Source organism: Brevibacillus sp. SIMBA_040, from assembly GCF_046535075.1.
Classification (GTDB): Bacteria; Bacillota; Bacilli; order Brevibacillales; family Brevibacillaceae; genus Brevibacillus.
In genome coordinates this window covers 1-16,680 of sequence record NZ_JAWRXI010000002.1, presented here as the reverse complement: position 1 = coordinate 16,680, position 16,680 = coordinate 1, and the positions used below count along the sequence as shown (strand labels likewise).

Sequence of the window (16,680 nt, the reverse complement as noted above, 5' to 3'; positions counted from 1 at the left end):
TCCCATGAAATTTGCTTTAATGAGTCTGATGCAAAATACGCCTAATCCTGTAACGGGTGAAGCTTTTACGCAGCAGGAGAAATTCCAAAACATTCTGAACCAGGCGATACTCGCTGAAAAACTCGGCTTTGATGCTTATGGTGTCGGTGAGAGGCATGGAGCACCGTTTATTTCCTCCTCACCACCGATTGTTTTGACTGCCATCGCAGCGAGAACCTCGCGCATTCGTTTGCTGACCACAGTTACCGTTTTGAGCATCCTCGATCCGGTGAGGGTAGCAGAAGATTACGCAACACTTGATCATCTCTCGGGAGGACGGATCGAGCTAATCATCGGCAAGGGGAACTTTGCACAGCATTATCCGCTGTTCGGGATTAAGGAAGAGGAGCAGTGGGATTCCTTGGCGGAGCGTTATGAGCTGCTCAGTCGGTTATGGAATGAGGAAAACGTCACGTGGGAAGGAAAGTATCGTCCAGCTTTGCAAAATGTGACGACGCAGCCGAGACCTTATCAAAAGAAAATCCCGGTATGGCATGGCAGTGCATCCAGTAAGCTATCGACAGAATTGGCAGCAAAATACGGCGAACCTCTTTTCTCATCGAATACATTGCATCGCCAAGAAAAGTACAAAGCGCTGATTGAGCACTACCGTGAGCGCCTTGCCTACTATGGTCACGATCCGAAAAAAGCAGTTGTAGGGGCAGGCTCAGGTGGAAGCATCTTTTTGGCGAACACGACTGAAGAGGCAATAAATCGCTTCCGACCTTATCACGATGCTTTTCGGGCAAGACTTACGCAGCCGCACGACATTCCTCCGTTTAAAGATTTGGAGGACAACGTGAAGAACGGACCTATTCTCGTGGGCAGTCCCGAGCATGTGATAGAGAAAGTTCTCGATTATCACCAAGCTTTCGGTCACCAAGTTCTGAGTATCAGTGTAGATGGATTTACAGTAGCAGAGCAAAAAGAGCAGGCGGAGCGCTTTGCACAAGAGGTCATTCCGGTACTGAAGCGAGAGATTCCAAGTACAGTCTGGGAGACAACTCCAGTGACATTACAAGAGAGTGTCTCATAGCGCTGTGCAGTTTGACAGACTTCGCGTGAAAATTGGCTGACGATACAAGGGCGATTCCCATGGAGGGATCGCTTTTTTGCTTCGACACTTTCTAGGTAAATAGATACATAGGCAAGGCAGGATATTAGATGAATATGTCTAACTATTCAGAATACATGTTGTGACACTTACGTATCCACTGTTAGGAGGGTGTAAAGATGTCCCTGTCCAATCAATTAGCTTATATGTGTGCCAGCGAACTCGCATCTCTTATCCGGCGTCGCGAGCTTTCACCTGTCGATGTGACCCAAGCTTTTATTGAACGAATCGAAGAGCGGAACAGCAGTATCAATGCCTTGGTTTACTTTGGCTTTGACGATGCCAGAAAAGAGGCCAAACGAGCGGAGCAAGCACTCATGTCTGGCGAGGAAATTGGTCCTTTGCATGGTGTTCCCACAGCGATCAAAGATTTATTTGATTTTAAACCGGGCTGGGTTAGTACCTTTGGAGGAATTCGAGCACTTCGGCAAAACGTCGTGGATTTTTCGTGTCTGTATACAGAGCGTATGGAGAAGGCAGGGGCAATCATTGTTGGGAAAACAAACAGCCCGTTGCTAGGCTTTCGAGGTACTTGCGATAACTATTTGTTCGGTCCTACTCGCAACCCGTTTGATCTGAGTAAAAATAGTGGGGGGTCCTCTGGAGGAAGTGCAGCTGCGGTGGCAGACGGTCTCTTGCCAATCGCGGAAGGGACTGATGGGGGAGGCTCTATCCGTATCCCTGCCTCCTGGTGTGGAGTCTATGGCTACAAGGCTTCATTTGGTCGCGTTCCGCATACGGGTCGACCCAATGCCTTTGGCGGGACGATGCCATTCTTGTATGAAGGGCCGATTACGAGAACGGTAGAAGATGCAGCTATTTCTATGAATGTATTGTCTGGCTATGATCCACGTGATCCGTTTAGTTTGCCGGATGAAATCGATTTTACCAAAGCATTGACACGCTCGGTGAAGGGCTGGCGAATTGCCTACAGCTCCGATTTTGACATTTTCCCTGTCGATCCAAAAGTAAAAGAGGTCGTGGCACGAGCGGTGTCCGCTTTTGCCGAGGCAGGCGCACACGTTGAAGAAGTTCGCTTAGGCATCAAATATACACAACGGGAGCTAAGTGATTTGTGGTCGCGGCTGATTATGCCGGGCAGTGTACGCATGCTGGACAGCATGAAGGAAGGTGGCTTGGATTTGCTGGCAGACCATCGTGATGATTTTCCACCGCAAGTGCTGGAGTGGATTGAAAAAGCCTCTCGCTTATCTGCCCAGGATGTAATTCGTGATCAGGAAATGCGAACGCATATTTATGATGCGATACAAGGAGTCTTTGAAAAGTACGATCTGCTCATTACACCGACGCTGGCATGCTTGCCTGTCGACAATACAGCAGACGGGAATACAGTAGGTCCAAGCATGATTAACGGGCAAGAAGTCGATCCCCTTATTGGCTGGTGCATGACGTACTTCATGAATTTTACTGGTCATCCTGCGGCATCGATTCCTGCTGGACTGACAGATAATCACCTTCCTGTTGGTATGCAGATTATTGGAAAACGGTACGCGGACGCAGATGTTTTGACAGCAAGCGCAGTATTTGAAAGATTACGCCCATGGCATCAGCATTATGAGCGCTGTGCAAATCGATTAGTAACGAGCTGATAACAAAACCGAAAACCGCTCCTTCATGACGAGAAGGGGCGGCTCTCTTTTTGGGTTATTCAATTCCATACCTTGCGAGTGCTTTTGCGGATGATTCTAGCATTCGCTCTTTTAGTTCGTGACCAGAAACGATCCTGACCCGTTTTCCCAGGAAGCGCATTTTCGAGAGGATATATTCGCGATCATCCATGAGAAAAGTGAGGGTAATCCGGTACGTGTCCGTATCAGTTTCGTATTCGACATCCTTTTCAAAGCAGGAAAAGGCGTAAAGAATACGTGACAGCTCCTTGTTATAAGAACGGACCACCTCGATGACAGCCTGTTCTTTCTTGGACGCAAGAATGGTTTCGATTTGCGCTTTCACAATCTGCATTTGAGCATCATCGAGCGCTGTCTTTTCAACGGACAGGATATTTTGGAAGCGGGTTGCCATAAACGAATGCTGACGCAAATGATACCAAAGCAAATACCATTCGCGTTTCACCATCGAATATTCCAATTTGTAGGGAAAGCCTGATTGCCTACTTCTGATTCTTCCATTCTTGTTTTTGTACGTGATTCGTACCCCTTGATTTCTGGCGATGCTGCGACGCAGCTGGCGCAGAAGAGGGTGATAAACTTGCTTCTCTACACTTTTCGCCTTCTCAATCAAGCTGCTCGCCATGTCATACGTTTCTTCTGACTCTACGATTTTTTGGAGCTTGCTCAGCGTATCTGGTTCAAATGCCTGTGCAGCAGCTGGGTGAGCCAGCATCGTTTTTAGCCACGTACGCTCATGGGCGGTAATCGTAACAGTACTCGACTCATGGAGCCTGGCAAACAATTGATAATTAAAGATTTTCTCGAATGGATTCATAATACGATTGAATCTCCTTCCATTCTGCGATAAATTCTCTCCGTAAATAAGCCGGTTCCAATACCTCGCAGCTGGAGCCAAAGCTGCGGAGCCACGGTCTGATCTCCATCGTCCCATTCACGATAATTTCAAAAAGAAAAGATTCCTCGTTTTCCTCGGTGATCATTCCCCACTGACCCTGCTGCTGAACACGATGCTTGATAAAATTAGGCTCGCCACCCTCAGGATGATAAAAGCGCACCTTTATTTTTACTGGACGACCAGTATCAATCAACCAGCTGAATCGTATTTTTTCCTCGAGCTCCGCGCATTTTCGGGAAAACTCCTCTTCAGATACGCTCTCTTTTTCTTCCATTTGTGTCATCCCTTCCACACGATACTTCGTGATTCCCAGCCTGCTGCTATTTCCGAGCAAATACCATCTGCCGTACTGGTGGTCATAAATAACCTTCAAGGGGAGGACGAGCTCCTGTTTCCCTGATGATTCTTTTTCAAACAGAGGATTCGTATTTTGGGATGTGTACCGCTTGCCTGATTTCGGTGAAAAATAAAGAAACGATAGCTTTCGTCTGTGACGGATCGCCCGAAATAAGGTATACAAGTGAGCTTCATCCAGGATGCGAGAATAAAAATGATATTTATACAAAAACAGCTCAGAGGCCGTGTCAGCTTGCTTCCTCGCTTTTTTGAGGTTATCGCGGAGCAGGTATCCTTGGACAGAGGGGACTTGTGTGTTCGCCATCACGTCAACAAAGTCGTACAGATCGGTTAATTCCTCATCGCTTAAGCACGTCACGACTTCATTATGAATGCGATAGCGAAAAGGGCGTCCACCTGGTTCCTTGCAAATGACGCCGACTTCCTCCAAATATTTGAGATCAGAGCGAATCGTTTTCTCGTCGGGGAGAGGGAAATCGGCAGGGAGCTGCTCGTTGCATTCATCGATTAATTCAGAAGCAGTCGATGCTTGCGCTTGGATAGCAGTCAGAATGAGAGACAAGCGCATACTTTCTGATTCCTTTAAGGATTTGGCGCGGAACAGAAACAGAAGCATAGGGTCTGATGAATCGTAGTAGCTGTATCGCAGCATCTGGGTAAGCTCTTTTTCCTGTTGGGCAGGGAGCTCGTTGGACATCGTATAGATGATATCTTTTAAACGCTTAATCGTTTTATCAAAAGTATGTACGGAAATTCCTAAACGCTCGGCAAACTGCTGCCGAGAATAAGCGCCACTCGTCAAAACAAGCAGACGCAAAAACTGAATTTCTTTATCAAAGCTCTCTCTAGCCATATCATTTCCTCGCTTTGTGAGTGATTGCTACCCCTTATTGTAATGGGAATAGGGGAAGAAAAGGGGGAAAATGGAAAAATGATCTGAAGTCGTAATACTTTCGCCATGTTCGCTCTCCAAAAAATAAGCGATGATAAGCGTGTGAGGTCAACACAACAGCTGATGGCCACACACCAAGATCATTGAGGCGCATGGATGGGTTACTCCGCCTTTTAAGCGACGTGTCGTTGGTTCGAGTCCAACTCCTGTCTTTGCGGCAGGATAGCTCAGTTGGTAGAGCAGTTTGTACCTATCCGCCTTTTTCCTCAATGATCACGAAAAAAAGTTGCTGAAGCGAGGCGCACGAAAGGGTTCCTTCGATAAAATCCAAAGTATTTGACAGTGCCAAGCGGGCACTGACCGACCTTTTCAAACTTTTCCTCGCTTCAGTCTATCATTTCATTTACCGTGACACACGGGACAATTCATTGAGATGATCTCTCGCTTTTCTCGCAAAGTCTACCAAAAGGGGGAGTACATATGGGGATGACGCGAAAAATTTTTCAGCCGCAGCTACCCACGACGAAAAACAAAGAGGAGTTCTCTGCTTATACACGTTCCTTAGAAGAACAATATGTGCAGACACTCTTGACCAATACACTTGGCAACACGTTTTATACCGACCAGAATCAAATGATCGGGGAAGCGACAAAGCTGCATCATGAGATCGCAAAAGAAAATCCGCATTTTATGGCAAAGGCCATTGTCTTCGCTCGCAACGAGGGCTTCATGCGGCTACAGCCTTTGTTTGGCCTCGCGATGTTGTCTCTATATCGTCCAGACTTGTTTTCTGCCGTTTTTTTGCAAGTCGTGCGAATCCCCTCCGATCTGTCCGATTTTCTGACCATTCTCCAAAGCATGGGGAGGGGAGAAGGAGGAAGAGCGGTAAAAAGGCAAGTGAACCGTTTCCTAGCCAATGTCTCTGAATATTGGGCGCTGAAATACAATGGTCGAGGACGGGGCTATAGCTTGGGTGACGTCATCGCTACAGCTCATCCAAAGCCCATCGATCTCAAGCAGCAGGCATTGTTTCGCTACTTGCGCGGTCACGAAGTCAACAAGGCACTTCTCCCACAAATCGAAGCAGTGGAAAGGTTGAAACAGGCAAAGACAGAAAACGAGCAAATCGAGTGGATTCAAGCTGGAAAGCTCCCTTATGAAACAGTGACCAGTGCGATCAAGCCGACCAAAGCGATCTGGGAAGCGCTGCTGTACCAAATGCCTGTCTTTGCTTTGCTTCGTCACCTGCAAGCTCTAACACGTGCAGGAGTGCTTGATAATCCTGCTCATCTCGAGTATGCGGTAAAACGATTAACAGATCGTCAAGCCCTACAAAAAACCAAAATTTTACCATTCCAGTTTGCCAAAGCGTTCAAGCAGGTAGAACATCCAGAGCTGCGAGATGCCTTGCGCGTGGCGGTAGATTTGACATTTGACAACCTGCCGGAGCTTGGAGAGAAAACAGCCATTTTCCTCGATATTTCCGGCTCGATGAGTGGAGACTATTTGCAGATCGGTTCCGTTTTTGCCTTGGCTTTGTATAAAAAAACAAAAGGGAACTCTCTCTTCTGGCTGTTCGATACGAATGTAGTCGACGCAAAGCCCTCCCGATTTGACAGCATCCTGAGCCAAGCGGAAAAGATTCGCGCTCGCGGCGGGACGGATACGGGGGCGCCTGTAAGAAAACTCACGCAGGAGCGCAAGCTGGTTGATCAAATCATCATCATTACGGATGAGCAGCAAAATAGTGGAAGCCCGTTTTATCGCGACTTACTCAAATACCGTTCTGTGGTAAATCCGCATGTCAAAGCGTTTATCGTTGATATTGCGCCCTATCGACATGCGATGGTACCCCCACAGGATGTGAATACGTTTTACATTTACGGGTGGAGTGATACCGTTCTTTCGTACATTGTGCAAGCTGCTACAGGGTACGACACGATTGTACACAAAGTAGAGGCGCTTCCTTTATAAAAAAAGTAGATCAAGTTGGCCAGGAACGCATCTTGTTCTTGGCCTTATTTACACACCCAAAAAAGAAAGGTGGGCCCAGCATGCCTGATTACCAACAATCCATTCGAAATGAGCTGAACAAAATTGAACAGGAAGAACAAGTCCGCATCCTTTTTGCTTGCGAATCAGGCAGCAGAGCGTGGGGATTCCCCTCCAAAGACAGTGATTATGATGTGCGATTTCTATATATCCGGCAGCCATCCTGGTACTTATCCATTTTTGAGAAGCGTGATGTCATTGAGCGACCGATAAGCAATATGCTTGATGTGAACGGCTGGGATTTGAAAAAGGCACTACAGCTATTTCGAAAATCAAACCCACCTCTGCTCGAATGGTTGCATTCACCGATTCAGTATGAGGAGAAGTACTCTGTTGCCCAGAAGCTGCGACATCTAGCCTTGCAGACGTTCTCTCCGAAGTCATGTCTGTACCATTATTTGAACATGGCAAAAGGCAACTACCGCGACTATTTGATGGGAGAACAGGTGAGGATCAAGAAGTATTTTTATGTACTACGTCCTATCCTTGCATGCTGCTGGATTGAAAAATATGATAGCATGCCACCTGTGGAATTTGAGCGTTTAGTTGAAACGCTGGCTTCGGATAGCAGCGAGCTAAAACCGATTATCGCAAGTCTTTTGGAACGAAAAAAGTCTGGTGAAGAACTGGATTATGAGCCAAAAATTGAACCAATTCATACATTTTTGGAGGAAAGAATTCAATATTTCGAGTCGCTATCAAGTACCATTGAACAAAAAACAGTAAATGTAGATGAGCAATTGGATGATTTATTTCGTGAAGCCTTGCGAGAAGTGTGGGTTAGCGAGCAAAACGGGTAGTCGGGGGAGAAGATAAACATGGCAATCGTTCAATTGAAATCGCAGAATCCGGAGTTTTCTTTTCTGATAAAAAAGAACCCGAGCTCTGGAATGCTTCTGCGATCGATTCGAAAAGGCATCGGTTACGGCTGGTATACAGATGATACGACGTTCAACGTGTACTTTAAGGATGCAGACAACGAAATCTCGTATAAACAATCTGCTGATGATAGCTTTGAATATTTAAATGTATCACGCTACAACACGCCTTTATTTCCTTTACATGCAATCAATGAATTTTTTTCTACTCCGCTAAAATTAAAGGATGACCGTGACGTAGAAGGATATGAGCATACATTCTTCATCAATATGGTTCATATCGAAATGGTACATTACGTCGGTTTTTTTGAAAAGCATTTACCCGATTATACGTTTGAACTAAAAGCTCTAACGCATAAGAGCTATTCCCTTACTGTCACTACAAAGAAAACACTATATGAACTACTGCACACCGTGAGTGTACTATGTTTGTTTTTTTCCATGTTTGGCAAGGAGCATCTGGATATCTCCGAAAACCTTTTGGATAAATACGTTAAAAGCATCCAGGTAATCGATGCGCCTTTCTACATTCGCAGCTTGTTTGTCCGCAATTTTCTTACCTCGAGACGTTTATTCAGTAAATACAATGCGGAGCTGGAGAAGACGGGGCGGTACGACATCCAGTTTGACTATGGTAGCACTGCTCACCAAAGAAGAAACCTCATAGAAAGTGTCCTTACATTCAATAAACCCATACTTGATATTGGTTGTGGGGAAGGGTTTTATGCCGTTCGCTTTGCTGGAAGGCTGGAGGATTTCTATTATGCGGTGGATACAAATGAGGAAGTGCTCGCTACTGTTTCTCGCCGAGCAGAGGCAAAAGAGATCGATAACATCATACCTTTTTCCTCCATTTCTCATTTTTTAGAAAACTACAATGGTGAACGGGTAGATGTGATTTTGACAGAAGTCATTGAGCATATGAGCCTGGAAGAAGCAGGCTTGCTTATCCAACAAATCGTGAAGGCAATTAACTTTGAGCGATTCGTGATTACAACGCCGAATGCTGATTTTAATCGCTATTATGAACTAACTGGATTTCGTCATGACGATCACCGGTGGGAATTGGGGCAAAAAGAGTTTCGCGAGTGGTTTTTAGAAGTGATAGGCCAAACCGAATTGCAGGTTGACTTTATTTCGATAGGGGATAAGGTAAACCAGATTCAAACCACGCAAGGCGTGATTCTGAAAAAAGGGGGGCTTGAGTGTGGAGATACGGACTAATGTCCATACGATTTTTATGCTGATTGGACCTACCGAATGTGGAAAAACAACCTTTGCCAAGGAGCTGCTTATTCCGGGGCTTCGTTTTGCAGATGAATCAAAAGGAATAAAGGCAAATGTGCAATATATCTCGTCTGACCAGCTGCGGCAGGAGCTACTGGGACATGAGTTTGATAAATACGATCAGATCATGCTGGAAGCAAGTGAGCAAGCCTTTCATCTCTTGTTTGAAAAAGTAAGAATGGTCACTTCATTTCCACTCAATGCTGAATTCGTTGTAGTAGATACAACGGGCTTGTCAGAAGACTTCCGGGCCAAGATCCGCGATATTGCAAAAGAGAATAATTACAACCTGGACGTGATTGTCTTTGACTATCGCAAGCGTGAAGACTATTATGCGTCCGAGCGTTCGAAAAAATTGATTACTTCCCATACGCACCGTATGAAAAAAGAGGTTTTACGAGCGCTCTCCAAGGAAGGCTACACGCGTATTCACAGAGTCCGCGCGAAAGATTTTTACGCAATAGATACGCAGCAGGCAAACCCTGCTTACAGGGTAGTGATCGAAAATGGAAACGACTATGCTTCTACGATCCTGCCGAAAGACAAGAAATACATCATCGTGGGAGACATTCACGAGTGCGTGGACGAACTAAAAGGACTCATGCTGAGCTATGGCTTTCAAATAGAGGGGAATCGGGTCGAGCTGACCGAAAAAGTCCAGAATACCAAGGTAATCCTCACAGGTGACTGGATTGATAAAGGAAAAAAGACAGAAGAGATCATTCACTTTTTATACGATAATCAGGAACACTTCTTATTTGTGATGGGGAATCACGAGAACTTTGTCTTTAAATATTTGCATGGAGAAATAAAAGGGATTGAGCGAGAGCTCCTCCACAGCTTTTTTGATTCGATCCAGGTATTGATCGACAATCCAGAGCTGCAAGAGAAATTTTTCCACCTGCACGCCAAATCCAAACCTTTTTACAAAGGTAACGCTGATTCGGGACCGACCTTTTACGTTACCCACTCGCCATGCAAAAACAAATATGTCGGAAAGCTCGACGCGAACTCTTTGCGACGTCAACGTAATTTCCGGATTGATCGTAGTGCAGCACTTGAAGAACAGCTCTCCTTTATTAAAGAAGAAGCGACCGGGAACCATCCTTATCACATCTTTGGTCATGTGGCCGCCAAAAACGCTATTCGTATCAAAAACAAGCTCCATATTGACACAGGATGTGTACACGGAAATGCGTTAACAGCTGTTGAGATTGCGAATAAGCCATATTTCAAGTCACATAAGTCTACTGCAGCAGTATTCTCAGAGGAGCTCAGAGCCTCGTTCCAGGAGGAGCGCCGCGTATCGATTCACGATTTGGGAGACGAGGAAATCCGAAGATTACAATACTGCTCGCAGCACAAAGTAAACTTCATTTCGGGCACCATGTCTCCAGCTGACAAGGATGAAGCGAATAGTGATCTGGAGTCCTTGCGATCAGGCTTAGCCTATTTTGCCGGTCGGGGCGTTCAGCAGGTGGTGCTGCAACCCAAATATATGGGCTCGCGGTGCAACATTTATTTGCATCGGGAGCGGGAGCTTTGCTTTGCCGTCAGCCGAAACGGATACAAAATCAATCAGATAGATTTAACAGAGGTATACAATCAGTTATGGCGAAAGTTTTCTACGTACATGCAAGAAAAACAGATTGCCATGCTCATACTGGACGGAGAGCTGCTTCCATGGCGAGCGATTGGAGAAGGCTTGATTGAAAAGCAATTTACACCGATTGAAAAAGCGTTAGAGAGTGAACTGGAATTTTTGAAACATGCTGGCTTTGATCAAGCCATAGGCAAGCTTGCTGCTGAGTACAAAGAAAGTGGCTTTGAAAAAGATCAGTACCACCAATCAAAAGCCACACTTACGGAGCGGTACGGGTCAAGAGTGTATCAAACGTTCAAATATGTGCGAGACGTACTGGACTCATATATGCCAGTCGAGGAGCATCAAAAAGCTTTACACATTTACCAAAAACAGCTCGCTTTGTATGCCGGTGATGCTCCCATAGAGTATAAACCGTTTGCGTTATTAAAAATCGTCTATAACAATGGTGATGAGGAAGTCCCTAACTGGAAAACTTCGGAAATGTATTCGTTTTTATCAGACGACGAGAGTATGTCCATAGATTTATCAGAGGCGGACTCTTATGATCGCGCTGCGCAGTTTTTTTCGAATATGACAATAGAAAAGCAGATGGAAGGGCTCGTGATAAAACCCGAGTTCACTACTGAAAAAGCAGTGCCGTATATGAAAGTGCGTAATCCAGAGTACTTATCTATTATTTACGGGTATGATTACCGTTTTCCACATAAGTACAGAAAGCTGCTAAAACAAAAAAACATTACTCCAAAGCTGCGCACATCCATGCAGGAGTACAGCCTCGGAAAGAAACTTCTTTCTGTACCATTTGACTCGATTTCCCCAACTAATGAATCGTACCGGGAAATCGCAGCGAATTTGTTGTTTGAAGTGGCAAAAGAAAAAGAAATCGACCCACGCTTGTAGGTCTTTGCCTAGTCAGGAGGATGAAAGTAACGTGTATCAAACAATCAACAACGTAAGAGTATGGGGTAATCCGTTAGAAAATGCCGTATCTCAGGCAGTCACCTGCGCCAATCATGGAAATGTTGTCCAGGTTCTGCTGATGGCGGATCATCATAAAGGGTATTCGCAGCCTGTCGGCGGTGTCGTTGTGTACGACGGACAAATCTCGCCATCTGGCGTCGGTTACGATATCGCATGCGGGAATAAAGCAGTCAAAACGGATTTGAAGTACGATGACATCAAGGGAAAAATAAGTACGATCATGGATACCATCGCGAAGGAAATTTCGTTTGGGATTGGACTCTCCAATAGTAAAAAGGTAGAGCATGATCTATTTGACGATGAAAACTGGTCCGTTTATCGAGAGATTGGGAAGCAAGAGCATGATACGCTCAAAGCATTGGCACGCAACCAGCTCGGTACAGTAGGGAGCGGCAATCATTTTGTTGATATTTTTGTAGAAGAATCTACGGGGGATGTTTGGATTGCCAATCATTTTGGCAGCCGTGGCTTCGGACATAAGACAGCAAGCGGATTTTTAAATTTGGCGCAAGGAAAAAAATTCTCAGACAAAGCAGCAGGGGAGAGCATGGATCAAGCTCCAACGCTCCTTGACCTACGTAGCGAGCTAGGCGACATGTACTTCCGCGCCATGACGCTGGCAGGCAGGTATGCATACGCCGGACGCGATTATGTAAGCGACCTGGTCCTGTCCATTTTTGGCGCGAAATCCGTATTTGAAGTCCACAATCATCACAATTTCGCCTGGAAGGAAATGCATAACGGCAAAGAGGTCGTCGTCGTAAGAAAAGGGGCGACGCCATCTGCTCCGAATCAATTAGGGTTTATTGGCGGAAGCATGGGGGATTTCTCTGTGATTGTAAAAGGGAAGGACTCCCAGGAAAATGCAGATGCTTTCTATAGTACCGTTCACGGGGCCGGTCGAATCATGAGCCGTACAGAGGCAGCTGGCAAAATGAATTGGAAAACAAAGACGCGAAAAGGAGGAAAAATCTCCGTCGAGCAAATGAGAAGCGCCATCCAGCAATTTGGTGTCGAGCTGCGTGGGGCGGGAACGGATGAGAGCCCCTTTGTCTATAAAAAACTCGGAGATGTACTCGATGCGCATCAAGAAACCGTAGAAGTATTGCATGTGTTAAAGCCTATCGGGGTGTGTATGGCTGGAGCGGACGAATTCGATCCTTATAAGGACTGATGATTGATCAATGCGAGAAGGAACCACACCTACTTATTTCGAAATAATGCAGTAGACCTCACGATCAACGGAAGAAAATATTGAAAACGGGAGGGAGAAATGAATCCATTCAAGCAAAACATAGAGAAATACGCTGATCTAGCGGTTCGGACAGGAGTGAATCTGCAAAATGGGCAGACGCTTGTTATCCGTGCTCCGATTGAAGCAATTACTCTGGTTCGTGTATTAGCGGAAAAGGCTTATGATGCTGGTGCGAAGCATGTTCATGTGGATTGGAGCGATGATGAATTATCGCTGATCAAGTACAGGAGGGCGCCAGACGAAGCCTTTACGGAATATCCGGCTTGGAAGGCAAAAGGATTCGAAGAGCTGGCAGCTGGCGGAGCAGCATTTCTTACCATTTACGCACCAACACCTGGACTTTTACAGGACATAAATCCAGAGCGAATCGCTACAGAAGCGAAGACGGCTGCAATCGCGCTGGAAAAATACCGGAACTACACAAAGTCAGATGGAGTGAGCTGGTGCATCATCGCTTATCCGACAGAAGCCTGGGCAAATAAAGTATTTCCAGATCAACCAATCCCACAGGCGATTGAAGCATTGTGGGATGTTATCTTCAAAGTGACTCGGATTTATGAGAATGATCCGATTGAGGCGTGGAACGAGCGTAATGCCAAGCTAGCCAATATTGTTGCGTATTTAAACAACAAGCAGTATAAACAGCTCATCTACGAAATGAATGAAACAAAGCTGTCTGTTGATTTACCGAAACAGCATGTTTGGAAAGGCGGAGCATCTCTCACGCAGACGGGAATCGTTTTCAATCCAAACCTGCCAACCGAAGAAGTATATACCATGTCACATAAGGATGGGATCAATGGGGTCGTACACAGTACGAAGCCTCTTAACTACGGTGGCAATGTCATCGATCACTTTTCGCTCGTGTTTGAGAAAGGAAAGGTCGTTGATTTTTCAGCGGAAACGGGCTACGAGACACTGCAGCATCTATTAGAAATGGATGCAGGTGCCAGGCATATAGGAGAGGTGGCACTCGTACCGTACCGCTCGCCAATTACCTTGTCAAATCTGATCTTTTACAACACGTTATTTGATGAAAATGCCTCCTGCCATTTTGCTCTGGGACAATGCTACCCGACGAATATCACCGGTGGTACGAGCATGACGGACGAAGAGCTAGCCCAGCATGGGGGTAATAAAAGTCACATTCACGTTGATTTTATGATGGGCGGAGCAGAAATGAATATTGATGGCCTCACGGAGGACGGCAAGAGAGAGCCGGTATTCCGCGATGGCGAGTGGGCGTTAGACGGTCTGTAAAAGATGGGAAAAAGAATCCTTTCAAGACGAGGATTCTTTTTTCATTGACTTATCATTTTTGAGAAACATTTCTCATTTCTTGTAATTCAGTTAGAACGATTCTCTCGCATTCACAGGCAAATAGCAGTGATATTGTCACGAAATACGAGGGAACCAAAAGTGGCATTAGAATTGCAGATGCTTTGGAAGTGTTTGCTGGATGCCACTACATAAGAGGGGGTGTGTGCCATGAAAACAGTCAAAACCGTATGTCCTCACGATTGCCCAGATACATGCTCGATAATCGCACAAGTAGAAGACGACAGAGTCATTTCTACTAAGGGCGACCCTGCCCACCCATTTACACGTGGTGCTTTGTGTGCAAAGGTCATTCGCTACAGTGAACGGATCTACTCTCCAGATCGTCTGCTATACCCAATGCGTCGCGTTGGGGCAAAGGGAGAAGGACGGTTTGAACGGATATCCTGGGATGAGGCTTTGGATGAAATTACGGCACGATTAAAGCAGACGTTACAAGTACACGGGAGTGAAAGCGTTTACTGTTTTCAAGGAAGCGGCAATATGGGGATTATCCAAATGAACGCGCACTTTCCCTTTTCTCATAAGCTGGGAGCGAGTCAAGGACGAGGAAATCTGTGCTCACCAGCTGCGGATGTCGGTTGGAATTACACGATTGGAGCTATGCTGGGAAGTCGTCCCGAATCGGTAAAGCAAACAGACCTGTTCCTTGTTTGGGGATCGAATATGGCTTCGAGCAACATGCATATGCTCGCTTTTTTCAAGGAAGCCAAGAAGCAAGGTGCGCAGATGGTCGTCATTGATCCGTATAAAAATCGCACAGCCAAACAAGCTGATTGGTATATCCCGATTCGCCCGGGGACGGACGCAGCCCTAGCGCTTGGAATGATGCATGTGATGGAAGCAGAGGGACTCGCCGATCTTGCCTACATTGAGCAATACACCTTGGGCTTTGCGGAATTGAAGGAATCTCTCGCAGATTATCCTCCGCAAAGAGTGGAGCAAATTACAGGGGTACCGGCAGAGGATGTAGTGCGTCTGGCGCGTATGTACGGGCAGGCACGTGCACCGTTTATCCGGATCGGGATTGGTGTGTCGCGCAGCCGCAGAGGCGGGATGTCCATTCGCACGATCGCCTGCCTGCCAGGCTTCGTGGGCGCATTCCACAAGCCGGGAGGGGGTGCATTGATGTTTACCTCTGATGCTTTCCCCATTGATATGGAGTCCATATATCGCTCTGATCTGTTGCCAAAGCAGACGCGTATACTCGACAACGTTCGGCTAGGCTATAACCTCATGAACCAATCTGTTTCTCCGATTATGTGTCTGTTCGTAACGGGGAGTAATCCTGTTTTGACTTGTCCGGATGCAGGGATGGTCCGCATTGGCCTATCTCGCGAGGATCTGTTTACTGTCGTTCACGAGCAATTCATGACGGATACGGCGTCATATGCTGACATTGTCCTGCCAGCCACGACTTCGTTTGAAAGCTATGACGTATTTAAAAGCTATGGTCACACCTATTTGCAAAAAGCAGAGCCAGTGATCCCTCCACTCGGCGAAGCGAGAAGCAATCACGATCTGTATACGGCTCTCGGCGGGCGGATGGGCTATACCGAAGACATTTTCTCAAAACCGATAAGGGAGCTTGTATGGGACCTGTTTCCGAGCTTTCAATCGAATGAGCAGCTGCGCGACGATTTTGAACAAGGAAAAACAATTGAGTTGATCAATATCGATGAAACGTTCGCAGACGGATTTCCAACCCCTTCTGGAAAACTGGAATTTTACTCGGAACAGATGGAAAAAGACGGATATCATCCGCTTCCGACCTATCTGGAGGTTGAGGAGGAGGAAGGAGACCTTCATTTATTGACGCCACCTGCTCACTTTACGCTGAATACGTCCTTTGGTGGGGTGGAGGCGTTGCGCGAGAAGGAAGGAAAGCCAACGCTGCAGGTGCATCCAGTTGATGCGGCAGGTCGGGGCATTGAAGAGGATGGCTGGATAGAAGCCTACAATCAACGGGGAAGTGTACAGCTATGGGCACGCCTGACTGAGGAAATACCTCCAGGTACCGCGGTTGCAGAGGGAATATGGTGGACCCGAGACACGCCAGACCAAAAACCGATCAATTTGCTAACGAGCGATCGGTTAACCGATATGGGGTGGGGGAGCACACTGCACGATAATCGTATTTCCATAAGAAAACCACTATCGAGGCAAACACAGGGATGAGCGACCGCGTTTTAGCGGAAGGTTATTCTTGCTAAATCAGGATGCGAATAAGTGAGGTTGATACCTTCTGATTTAGTATGAAAACCACTATCGAGGCAAACACAGGGATGAGCGACCGCGTTTTAGCGGAAGGTTATTCTTGCTAAATCAGGATGC

At 46.3% G+C, this 16,680-nt stretch carries 11 protein-coding genes; 9 read left to right on the top strand and 2 right to left on the bottom strand.

The genetic code is table 11. From position 1 onward, the window contains the following. Positions 1-4: 4 nt before the first annotated feature. Complete coding sequence (locus tag SB752_RS03095) at positions 5-1,075, top strand: LLM class flavin-dependent oxidoreductase (protein WP_410714281.1); 1,071 nt, start codon at positions 5-7, stop codon at positions 1,073-1,075. 197 nt (positions 1,076-1,272) lie between these two features. Continuing rightward, on the top strand, positions 1,273-2,763 hold the full coding sequence (locus tag SB752_RS03090) for an amidase (RefSeq protein WP_410714280.1): 1,491 nt from the start codon (positions 1,273-1,275) through the stop codon (positions 2,761-2,763). Positions 2,764-2,818: 55 nt separating this feature from the next. On the opposite strand, the gene SB752_RS03085 is transcribed toward SB752_RS03090, so the two are convergent. Together SB752_RS03085 and SB752_RS03080 are read right to left on the bottom strand one after the other, a co-directional pair. Then, positions 2,819-3,619, bottom strand: coding sequence for a WYL domain-containing protein (locus SB752_RS03085; RefSeq protein WP_410714279.1), 801 nt, complete (start codon positions 3,617-3,619; stop codon positions 2,819-2,821). Next, positions 3,594-4,910, bottom strand: coding sequence for a helix-turn-helix transcriptional regulator (locus tag SB752_RS03080; RefSeq protein ID WP_410714278.1), 1,317 nt, complete (start codon positions 4,908-4,910; stop codon positions 3,594-3,596). Before SB752_RS03080 ends, SB752_RS03085 begins: the two co-directional genes overlap by 26 nt. Positions 4,911-5,429: 519 nt before the next feature. On the opposite strand from SB752_RS03080, the gene SB752_RS03075 reads away from it, so the two are divergent. The 7 genes from SB752_RS03075 (at position 5,430) to SB752_RS03045 (ending at position 16,524) form a co-directional block, all read left to right on the top strand. Further along, positions 5,430-6,923: a TROVE domain-containing protein gene (locus tag SB752_RS03075; RefSeq protein ID WP_410714277.1), complete on the top strand. Its 1,494-nt coding sequence runs from the start codon at positions 5,430-5,432 to the stop codon at positions 6,921-6,923. Positions 6,924-7,003: 80 nt separating this feature from the next. Continuing rightward, complete coding sequence (locus tag SB752_RS03070) at positions 7,004-7,801, top strand: nucleotidyltransferase domain-containing protein (RefSeq protein ID WP_410714276.1); 798 nt, start codon at positions 7,004-7,006, stop codon at positions 7,799-7,801. 18 nt (positions 7,802-7,819) lie between these two features. After that, a complete protein-coding gene (locus SB752_RS03065) occupies positions 7,820-9,103 on the top strand; it encodes a class I SAM-dependent methyltransferase (RefSeq protein ID WP_410714275.1) in 1,284 nt (427 codons plus the stop codon). Further along, positions 9,087-11,672, top strand: a complete 2,586-nt coding sequence (locus tag SB752_RS03060; RefSeq protein WP_410714274.1) for an AAA family ATPase — start codon at positions 9,087-9,089, stop codon at positions 11,670-11,672. The genes SB752_RS03065 and SB752_RS03060 overlap by 17 nt, the downstream gene beginning before the upstream one ends. 31 nt (positions 11,673-11,703) lie before the next feature. Continuing rightward, positions 11,704-12,927, top strand: coding sequence for an RtcB family protein (locus tag SB752_RS03055; protein WP_410714273.1), 1,224 nt, complete (start codon positions 11,704-11,706; stop codon positions 12,925-12,927). A 99-nt stretch (positions 12,928-13,026) separates the two neighbouring features. Then, positions 13,027-14,268 carry an aminopeptidase gene (locus SB752_RS03050; RefSeq protein ID WP_410714272.1) on the top strand — a complete coding sequence of 414 codons (1,242 nt, stop codon included), beginning with the start codon at positions 13,027-13,029 and terminating at the stop codon, positions 14,266-14,268. Between the two features lie 228 nt (positions 14,269-14,496). Further along, a complete protein-coding gene (locus tag SB752_RS03045) occupies positions 14,497-16,524 on the top strand; it encodes a molybdopterin-containing oxidoreductase family protein (protein WP_410714271.1) in 2,028 nt (675 codons plus the stop codon). Positions 16,525-16,680: the final 156 nt, after the last annotated feature.